Annotated in this window: 1 pseudogene; it reads right to left on the minus strand. The window is 76.4% G+C overall.

From position 1 onward, the window contains the following. Window positions 1–2539 (minus strand): annotated as a pseudogene (locus tag ACWCSD_RS51425) (hypothetical protein); the annotation flags it as partial.

The raw sequence follows: 2539 nt of genomic DNA on the forward strand, positions 1-2539 counted from the left end.
GGTGTCGTCGCCCTCCAGGTCGGCTCGGCCACTGGCGTCGCCTCTCCAGCCGGGGTCGGCCAGCGGTCGCGTGGTGGTGCGGGTCGACTCGGCCGTCAGCGGCAGGTCGCCGCGGATCTGGTCCGCGCCGTCGCCGCCCTCGGCGTGGTCGCCCTGGCCGCCGCCGGACATCTGGTCGTCGCCGCCCTGCCCCCACAGGACGTCCACCCCACCCCCACCGGACACCCGATCCGCCCCGGCCCCGCCACCAGAGCCTGAGCCTTCGCCTGGGCCGTCGGCCAGGAGGGTGACGGCGCGTGGGGTCATCGGGGTGCCGGCCGAGCCGATGCGGACGGTGGCCCTGGCCGGGGTGCCCGTCAGCGTCACCACGGCGTTGTCGCCGGCCACGACATCGTCGCCGGGGCCGCCGTAGAGCGCGTCGGCGGCGTCGTCGGCGGCGGTGTGGGTGCCGCCGACCAGGTCGTCGTCGCCCTGGTCGCCCTCGACCCAGTCCACGCCCGCGCCGCCCTCGGCGTAGTCGTCGCCCTCCTGGCCGCGCAGCCGGTCGGGGCCGCCCTGGCCGAAGATCGCGTCGTTGCCCGCGCCGCCGTCGGCCACGTCCGGGCCGAAGCCGCCCGCGAGCAGCTTCACCTGGTGCACGGCCGCCTGGCCCGGCCGCACGGCGACCGAGCTCGCCGGGTCGGCCGCCTCCGCACCGGACACCGGCTCACCGGACGGCGTCCCCGAAGGGCTCCCCGCCTTAGACGGACTCGCAGCCCCAGACGGGCTCGCAGTCCCAGACGGGCCTCCGGTCGGTGACGGGCCTCCCGTGGGCGACGAGCTCTCCGACGGGGTGGCCGACGGGGTGGCCGACGGACTGCCCGACGGGGTGGCCGATGGGGTGCCGGACGGGGTGGCGGTGGTGGTCAGGGTGGCGTTGTCGGCGGCGATCACGTCCGGGCCGTCGCCGCCCAGCAGTGTGTCACCACTGTCCGGGTACGCGCCCGAAGCGCCGCCCACCAGCTCGTCCTCCCCCGCCTCGCCGTACACCTCGTCGCCGCCGACGCCGCCCTCCAGGTGGTCGTCGCCCGCGTCGCCGTGCACCTCGTCGGCGCCGATCCCGCCGTGAGCCCGGTCGGCGCCGTCGCCGCCGTGGATCACGTCCGGGCCACCGGCCTCCTGCGGGGTGCCGTCGAGGTCGAACGGGCCGCCGGCGTCGCCGTTGTCGCCGATCAGCCGGTCCGCCCCGGCGTCGCCGTACAGGAAGTCGCCCTTGTCGTCCTTGCCCGCCGTGCGGGCGCCGCCGATGACCAGGTCGTCACCGTCGCCGCCGAACGCGCGGTCCTGCCCGGACTCGCCCACGACGGTGTCGTCGTGCGCGCCGCCGTACAGGGTGTCGTCGCCGGAGCCGCCGGTCACCTCGTCGGCGCCGTCGTCGCCGAGCGCCGTGTCGTCACCGGAGCCGCCCGAGACCCGGTCGTCGCCCGAGCCGCCGGCCAGGCGGTCGTCGCCGCGTTCGCCGCAGACCACGTCCTGGCCGCCGCCGGCCTCGACCCGGTCGGCGCCGCCGCCGGCCGACACGGTCTCCTTGCCCGCGCCGCCGATGATCAGGTCCCGGCCGTCGGCGTCGCCGTCGTGCTCCTCGCACGGCTCGTCCCGCCGGCGGTCGCCGAAGACGGTCGCGCCTCCGTCGCCGCCGACGACGTGGTCGTTCCCGTCGCCGCCGGACAACCGCTTGGCCGAGGGCTGCACGCCCGCCGGCAGCGGCAGATGACGCACCAGCCGGGCCGGACCGAAGTCGTCGCGGCCCTGCGCCTCACCGACGTCGGACGGCTCGGCGATCACCCAGTCGTCGCCGGGACCACCGAAGATCTCGTCCTTGCCGTGACCACCCGCCAGCACGTCGTCCCCGCCACCACCGATGATCTTCACGACCTCACCCGGAGCGGAATGACCGGCGACCAGATCAACGGCCTGACCGCCGAACACCTTGTCGGCGCCCGCGCCGGTGTCGACGTAGTTCGGCCCGGAGTCGGCGGGTCCCGCCTCGTCGCGGCCGAACTCCTCACGCGGCCCGGTGTAGATCTCGTCAGCCGCCGAACCACCGGTCAGCGTGTCGGCACCGGGCCCACCGACCAACAGGCTCGGCTGCGCCCGGAAACGCGGCGAACCGTCCGTCGCCGCCAGCGGACTGTCGGAGGCCACGGCGATGGTGTCGTTCCCGCCGTTGCCATAGAGCCGGTTCTCGCCGAGCCCGGCCGCGATGCGGTCGGCGCCGTCGGACGAGCCGTCGGCGGGCGTGCCGGGCAGATCGTCGCCGGTCCAGTCGGCCACGTCGACGTCGCCGACCTTGCGGGTGGCGGGGGTCAGGCGGCCGTCACCGGCCACCCAGCCGCCCGCGCCGCCCATGGTGACGTAGTCGTCGCCGGGGCCGCCGGCCACGATCGCGGCGGGCCCGTCGTACTGGTCGCCGCTGGTGATCTGGTCGTCGCCCTTGCCGCCGTCGATCACGTTGCGGCCGGCGCCGGCCAGGATCAGGTCGTCGCCGTCGCCGCCGAAC

Source organism: Nonomuraea sp. NPDC001684, from assembly GCF_053596515.1.